This window comes from Streptomyces murinus (assembly GCF_002154555.1).
GTDB classification, from domain to species: Bacteria; Actinomycetota; Actinomycetes; order Streptomycetales; family Streptomycetaceae; genus Streptomyces; species Streptomyces murinus.
This window is the reverse complement of sequence record NZ_MUNF01000648.1, coordinates 1-7,448: the sequence shown is the minus strand read 5'-3', so window position 1 is coordinate 7,448 and position 7,448 is coordinate 1. Positions and strand designations below refer to the sequence as shown.

Below are 7,448 nucleotides of genomic sequence, written 5' to 3'. Positions count from 1 at the left end.
GGGCCGGGTGGCGCGGGCCCGGAAGGCATGAGCGGGCCGGAGGGTGTGGGTGGGCCGGATGGCGCGGGCTCGGACGGCGCCGAGGGGGCCGGTCCGGGGGAGGCGGCCGGCGTGGGTGCCGTTGCCGACACAAGTACGGCGCCCACCGCGACCGTCGGCACCGGCGAGAGCGCCGCGGCCACCCCGGCCCCGGGCACCGGTGGAGGCGTGGCATCGTCCCCGGCGGTCGGCGCCGATCGGAGTGCGAGTGCCGCCGCGCTCTCGCACGCCGGTGGGGGCGCCGCGGCCACGTCGGTACCTGGCGCCGGCGGGAGCCCGGTTTCGACCCCGGCCCCAGCGGCCGATGGCGGCACGGCGTCGACCCCGGACCTAGCCGCTGATGGCGGCACGGTGTCGCCCCCGGCCCCAGCCGCTGATGGCGGCACGGTGTCGCCCCCGGCCCCAGCCGCCGGTGGCAGCCCGGCATCGCCCCCGGACCCCGGCGCCGGTGCAAGCGGGACGACGGCCCCGGCCCTCGGCATCGGCGGAAGGGTGCCCTCCGTTCCCGAGGGCCCGGCGCCCGGCGTCGGCGGAAGCGTGCCCCCCGTCCCCGAGAGCACCGACCGCGTCCGGAGCCTTCTGGGGCTGCGGCGGCGTTGGCGGGCGGTGTTGCGGGGGCTCGCGGGGCGGGACGCCGTTGCCGGGGTGGTGCGAGGGCGGGCGGTGCGGTTGTTGATGGATGAAGGGGAGCTGGGGGCCGGTGAGGCGGCGCGGTTGATGGGGGTCGCGTTGTCGCGGGGGACGCCGCCCGTGGAGGCCGCCGCCTGGATCGAGGGGTTCGTCGGCGGCGGGGGCGGCATGCTGCTGGTGCACGACGAGCGGCTGCTCGGCCTGGTCGACAGCTGGCTGACCGGGGTGCCGGCGGAGGCGTTCACGGACGTACTGCCGCTGCTGCGGCGCACCTTCGCGGCATACGACCCGGGGGTGCGCAGAACCCTCGGCGAACTGGTGCGGCGCGGACCGGGGGGCCGGGGCGGCCCGGCGGCTCGGGGACCCGGCGCACCGGGCTTCGGCGTCGAGCCGGATGCCGGGCGCGCCGATGCCGTACGTCCCGTGCTGCGGCTGCTGCTCGGGACCGCGACCGAGGAAGAGAACCTCACGGGGGTGGGCGTATGACGACCGGGACGGAACCGACGGAGCGGCTGCGGCGCTGGCGCCTCGTGCTCGGCGGGGAGCAGGCGGACGGCACCGGATGCGCGCTGTCCGGGCGGGACGCGGGCATGGACGGAGCGCTCGCCGCGCTCTATGGCAAGGGGGACAGACCGCAGTCGGGCCGGGAGCGCACGGCCGGGCTGGGCGCCTCGGCGCCGTCCGTGGCCCGCTGGCTCGGCGACATCCGCACGTACTTCCCGTCCTCCGTCGTCCAGATCATGCAGCGCGACGCCATCGACCGGCTCGGACTCTCCGCCCTGCTCCTGGAGCCGGAGATGCTGGAGGCGGTGGAGGCCGATGTGCACCTGGTCGGCACGCTGCTCTCGCTCAACAAGGCGATGCCGGAGACCACGAAGGAGACGGCGCGGGCGGTCGTGCGCAAGGTGGTGGACGACCTGGAGAAGCGGCTCGCGACCCGCACCCGGGCCACCCTGACCGGCGCCCTGGACCGCAGCGCGCGCGTCACCCGGCCGCGCCACCACGACATCGACTGGAACCGCACCATCGCGGCCAACCTCAAGCACTACCTGCCCGAGCACCGCACGGTCGTACCGGAGCGGCTCATCGGCTACGGCCGCGCCGCGCGGTCGGTGAAGAAGGAGGTGATCCTCTGCATCGACCAGTCCGGCTCGATGGCGGCGTCCGTGGTCTACGCCTCCGTCTTCGGCGCCGTCCTCGCCTCCATGCGCTCGATCAGCACCCGCCTGGTCGTCTTCGACACGGCGGTGGTCGACCTCACCGACCAGCTGGACGACCCGGTGGACGTCCTCTTCGGCACCCAGCTCGGCGGCGGCACGGACATCAACCGCGCGCTCGCCCACTGCCAGGCGCACCTCACCCGGCCCGCCGAGACCGTCGTCGTGCTGATCAGCGACCTCTACGAGGGCGGCATCCGCGACGAGATGCTCAAGCGGGTGGCGGCCATGAAGGCGTCCGGGGTGCAGTTCGTGACGCTGCTCGCGCTGTCGGACGAGGGCGCGCCGGCCTACGACCGGGAGCACGCGGCGGCGCTCGCCGCCCTCGGCGCCCCGGCCTTCGCCTGCACCCCCGAGCTGTTCCCGGAGGTGATGGCGGCGGCGCTGGAGAAGCGGCCGCTGCCGATACCGGAGACGGCGTAACGAAGGGGGGAACCGGGAACCCGTGTGGCGTACGGGGCGTCGGAGGGGGCATCGGGTAGCCGGCGCATCCGCCCGCCGCCCGGCCACCTCGCTCCGTGGGGCGGCCGCACCCGGTCGGCCGAATGCCGTCGGACCGACCGGACGGAGCCCCGTGGGTGGGGCGGGTGGTCCCCATTGGGGTGGGGATCAACCGTTCCGGCCCCGGCGCCATCGGGGTCGTCCGGGGGCCTCACCGGGTCAACCCCAGCCCGGTGAGGCCTCGTACCCGCCGGTAGGGTGAGGATGGTGCGGCACGGCGTGCCAGAGAACCCGGCATCATGTGACAGGTATCACCGCTCACGTGTGACCCTCGATTTAGGGACCCCCCGCAAGCGGCGATAACCTGCGAGACGGACATGCCGCGCGCTCGGACACCGTGTGCGCCCCCCTAGTGACAAGCGGACGTCACGTTGCCCTTCGCGGCACGCCCACGCATCCAACGAACCGCGAGATCACTGATAGGGACGGAAGCGCGTGGACCTGTTCGAGTACCAGGCGAGGGACCTCTTCGCCAAGCACGATGTACCGGTGCTGGCCGGTGAAGTCATCGACACGCCTGAGGCGGCGCGCGAGATCACCGAGCGTCTGGGCGGCAAGTCCGTCGTCAAGGCGCAGGTGAAGGTCGGTGGTCGTGGCAAGGCCGGTGGCGTCAAGCTGGCCGCCTCCGCGGACGAGGCCGTCGCGCGTGCGACGGACATCCTCGGCATGGACATCAAGGGCCACACGGTCCACAAGGTGATGATCGCCGAGACCGCCCCGGAGATCGTCGAGGAGTACTACGTCTCCTTCCTCCTCGACCGTGCGAACCGCACCTTCCTCTCCATCGCCTCCGTCGAGGGCGGCATGGAGATCGAGGAGGTGGCGGCCACCCGCCCCGAGGCCGTCGCCAAGACGCCGATCGACGCGATCGACGGCGTGACCCCGGAGAAGGCCCGCGAGATCGTCGCGGCCGCCAAGTTCCCGGCCGAGGTCGCCGACCAGGTCGCCAACGTCCTGGTCAAGCTGTGGGACACCTTCATCAAGGAGGACGCCCTCCTGGTCGAGGTCAACCCGCTGGCCAAGGTCGCCTCGGGTGAGGTCATCGCCCTGGACGGCAAGGTCTCCCTGGACGACAACGCCGAGTTCCGTCACCCGGACTTCGAGGCGCTGCACGACAAGGCCGCGGCCAACCCGCTGGAGGCCGCCGCCAAGGAGAAGAACCTCAACTACGTCAAGCTCGACGGTGAGGTCGGCATCATCGGCAACGGCGCGGGTCTCGTCATGAGCACCCTGGACGTCGTCGCGTACGCCGGTGAGAACCACGGTGGCGTGAAGCCCGCCAACTTCCTGGACATCGGTGGCGGCGCCTCCGCCCAGGTGATGGCGAACGGCCTGGAGATCATCCTGGGCGACCCGGACGTCAAGTCCGTCTTCGTGAACGTCTTCGGTGGCATCACCGCCTGCGACGAGGTCGCCAACGGCATCGTGCAGGCCCTGAAGCTCCTGGAGGACCGCGGCGAGAAGGTCGAGAAGCCGCTCGTCGTCCGCCTCGACGGCAACAACGCCGAGCTGGGCCGGAAGATCCTCACGGACGCCAACCACCCGCTGGTGCAGCGCGTCGACACCATGGACGGCGCGGCCGCCAAGGCCGCCGAGCTGGCCGCCGCCAAGTAAGCACGAGGACGAGGACACCGACACACCATGGCTATCTGGCTCAACAAGGACAGCAAGGTCATCGTCCAGGGCATGACCGGCGCCACCGGCATGAAGCACACCAAGCTCATGCTCGGTGACGGCACGAACGTCGTGGGCGGCGTGAACCCGCGCAAGGCGGGTCAGACCGTGGACTTCGACGGCACCGAGGTACCCGTCTTCGGCACCGTCAAGGAGGCCATCGAGAAGACCGGCGCCAACGTCTCCGTCATCTTCGTGCCGGAGAAGTTCACGAAGGACGCCGTCGTCGAGGCCATCGACGCCGAGATCGAGCTGGCCGTCGTGATCACCGAAGGCATCGCCGTGCACGACTCGGCGTCGTTCTGGGCGTACGCCGGCAAGAAGGGCAACAAGACCCGGATCATCGGCCCGAACTGCCCCGGCATCATCACCCCGGGTCAGTCGAACGTCGGCATCATCCCGGGCGACATCACCAAGCCGGGCCGCATCGGCCTGGTCTCGAAGTCCGGCACGCTGACGTACCAGATGATGTACGAGCTGCGTGACATCGGCTTCTCGACCGCCGTCGGCATCGGTGGCGACCCGATCATCGGCACCACGCACATCGACGCGCTCGCGGCGTTCCAGGAGGACCCCGAGACCGAGCTCATCGTGATGATCGGTGAGATCGGTGGTGACGCCGAGGAGCGTGCCGCCGCGTTCATCAAGGAGAACGTGACGAAGCCGGTCGTCGGTTACGTCGCGGGCTTCACCGCGCCGGAGGGCAAGACCATGGGTCACGCCGGCGCGATCGTCTCCGGTTCCTCCGGCACCGCGCAGGCGAAGAAGGAGGCCCTGGAGGCCGCGGGCGTCAAGGTCGGCAAGACCCCGACCGAGACGGCCAAGCTCGCCCGCGAGATCCTGGGCGCGTGATCAATTCGGCAGAGCTGGGCTTTTCGACGAGCTGAGCTTCTGACCTGAACGCCGGTAGGCCCGTCCCGTTTCCCGGGGCGGGCCTACCGGCGTTCTCGCTTGCCATGCAGGCGGGTTCCGCAGGTCACCGAGGCGTCGGTTCGATGCGTTCGCTGCCCGACGACGCCTCCCCGTGGAGCTTCGACCGCAGGGCCAGTTCGTCGCGGGACAGGGGGCCCATCGGGACCGCGCGGGGGACGCCCTGGACGGCCCGGGCGGGGGCGATCGGGGGTTCGTAGTGGGTCGGCGCCGTGCGCAGGGTGAGCGTCGTCGCGCCGATGATCGTCACCGTGAAGGCGATCGCCGCCCGGGTCCAGAAGACGTTGCGGCGTTCGCCGAGGGTGCGGACCGTCGGGGGGCGGGACGCGCGCAGGCGTTCGCGGGAGGACAGTTCCGTCAGCCGGCGGTGCAGCAGCGCCGTGTCCGCCAGCTCGGGGACCCGCGCGGCCATTGCCTCCCGCGCGTGCGTCAGCCGGTTCGCCGCCGCCGGGGTGCTCGCCTCCGTCTCCGCCGCCGTCTCCGGGAGATCGAGGCCGACCCCGTCGTACAGCACCAGCGTGCGCCGGTACGACGGCGGCAGCTTGAGCAGCGCGCCCAGCAGATCCCGGTCCGCCGGGTCGGCCGGCGGCGGCTCCGGGTGCCGGTAGCAGGGGCGGAACCGGTGCCAGGGCGAGAGCGCGCAGTCGTACGCCACCGCCCTGACCCACCCGGCCGGATCCCGGTCCCTGGCCACCTCGGGCCAGCGCTGCCAGGCCAGCTGGAAGGCGCGCTCCACCGCCTCCCGGGCCAGTTCGCGGCGCCCGCACAGCAGATAGGTCTGGCGTACGAGGGCCGGGGCGCAGAAGGCGTAGAGCGCGTCGAAGGCCTGAGCGGGCGTCAGCGGCTCGGGCTTTCCCGGGACCGGCTTCACGGACGGTTCGTCAGGACCCGTCGGCGGGGCGAACGCACCGAGGAACTCGGTGTACGCCCGCCCCTCGGCACCGGCCGGCGCCCGGCGCCCCGACTCCCACGCGCGCACCGTGGCGCGGGCCACGCCGAGGCGTCTGGCCAGCTGAGCCCGGGTCAGGGAGCGGGACTGGCGCAGGCGTCGGCGTTCCCTCGGCGGTGGCAACGGGCTTGCGGAGATCTGCGTGCTCACCGTGCACCCTTTCGTACGATAAGTGACATAAACATATATTGAGCGACACTACGGTGCTTCACCTGTTACGCCGGGAAAGCGCGTGTCGTTGGGACCATGGCCGGGTGACCCAGATGACCGCGCGCCGACCGTCGCTCACCCCTCTCTCCACCCGGCTGCGCGACCGCTCGCCCGGCCTGTCCGCGAGCCTGCTGAACGGCGTGGTCGCGGCCGGGCTCGGCCTCGGCGTGCTCACCGTGCTGGTCCTCGCCCTGTGGATCAGCTCGCCGTACCCCGACAGTGGGCCGGGCGGCGCGCTGCACATCGCCGCCGCGCTGTGGCTGCTGGCGCACGGCGTCGAACTGGTCCGCACCGACACCCTCTCGGGCGCGCCCCTCCCGGTGGGCGTCACCCCGTTGCTGCTGCTCGCGCTGCCCGCCTGGCTGCTGTACCGGGCGGGCCGGTACGCCACGGACGCCTCCGCCGAGCCCGACGGACCGCCCCCGGTACCCGTACGCACGGCCTGGCTCGGCGTGGTCCTCGGCTATCTCGCGGTCGGCACCGCCGTCGCGGCGTACTGCTCCGGCGGTGAACTGCGGCCGTCCTGGGGCTGGTTGACGGTGTCCCTGCCCCTGGTCGCGGCGGCCGGGGCGGGCGCCGGGGTCTGGTCGGCGCACGGCTGCCCGCCCGAGCCGCTGCTCATCGTGCTGAAGGCGGTGCCGGGTCCGGTACGGCGGCTGGTGTTCGGCGCGGACGCGCGGGCCCGGGTGGACACGGCCGTACGGGCCGCCGGGGCATCGACCGCCGTACTGGTCGGCGGCGGTGCGCTGCTCGTCGCCGCCTCGACGGTGTGGCACGGGGAGGCGGCGCGGGCGTCGTTCCTCCAGCTGACGGAGGGGTGGACGGGACGGTTCGCGGTGCTGCTGCTCGGCATGGCGCTGGTTCCCAACGCCTCCGTGTGGGCCGCCTCCTACGCCCTCGGCCCCGGCTTCGTCCTCGGCGTCGGGCATCCGGTGCACCCGCTGGCCTCCGACCCGGCCCCGCTGCTGCCGCCGTTCCCGCTGCTCGCGGCGGTCCCGGACGCGGGCCCCGGCACCCGGCTGAACTGGGCGGCCGCGCTGGTGCCGCTGGCGGCCGGAGTGGTGGCCGGGTGGTTCGTGGCCCGCGCGGCGGTACGACGCCGGGGGCACCGGGAGCCGCCCCGGGTGCGCTGGTCGGCGGTCCGTACCACCGGCGTGACCCTGCTGACGGCTGTGGTCTGCACCCTGCTGCTGGCCCTGCTCGCCACCCTCTCAGGGGGCCCGCTGGGCATCGGCGCGCTCTCCCGCTTCGGCCCCCTGTGGTGGCAGACCGGCCCGGCGGCCGGCGCCTGGACCGCG

General features: G+C 73.0%; 5 protein-coding genes and 1 pseudogene. 5 read left to right on the top strand and 1 reads right to left on the bottom strand.

Going from position 1 to position 7,448, the window contains the following annotated elements:
* Positions 1-432 precede the first annotated feature (432 nt).
* From CCN72_RS32305 to sucD, 4 genes and pseudogenes are all read left to right on the top strand, one after another.
* Positions 433-1,155, top strand: a pseudogene (locus CCN72_RS32305) (DUF5682 family protein); the annotation flags it as partial.
* Complete coding sequence (locus CCN72_RS32300) at positions 1,152-2,309, top strand: VWA domain-containing protein (RefSeq protein ID WP_086811747.1); 1,158 nt, start codon at positions 1,152-1,154, stop codon at positions 2,307-2,309. The pseudogene CCN72_RS32305 and the gene CCN72_RS32300, both read left to right, overlap by 4 nt.
* A 513-nt stretch (positions 2,310-2,822) precedes the next feature.
* A complete protein-coding gene (sucC, locus tag CCN72_RS32290) occupies positions 2,823-4,001 on the top strand; it encodes an ADP-forming succinate--CoA ligase subunit beta (protein WP_086811745.1) in 1,179 nt (392 codons plus the stop codon).
* A gap of 27 nt (positions 4,002-4,028) precedes the next feature.
* Positions 4,029-4,913 (top strand): succinate--CoA ligase subunit alpha, encoded by an 885-nt coding sequence (gene sucD / locus CCN72_RS32285; protein WP_037655968.1) that lies wholly within the window; start codon positions 4,029-4,031, stop codon positions 4,911-4,913.
* A 124-nt stretch (positions 4,914-5,037) separates the two neighbouring features.
* Here the strand turns inward: sucD and CCN72_RS32280 are convergent, their stop codons facing one another.
* Positions 5,038-6,090, bottom strand: coding sequence for a sigma factor-like helix-turn-helix DNA-binding protein (locus CCN72_RS32280; protein ID WP_086811744.1), 1,053 nt, complete (start codon positions 6,088-6,090; stop codon positions 5,038-5,040).
* A 113-nt stretch (positions 6,091-6,203) separates the two neighbouring features.
* On the opposite strand from CCN72_RS32280, the gene CCN72_RS32275 reads away from it, so the two are divergent.
* Positions 6,204-7,448, top strand: a 1,245-nt coding sequence (locus tag CCN72_RS32275; RefSeq protein WP_244174584.1) for a cell division protein PerM, incomplete at its 3' end; no start/stop codon positions are given.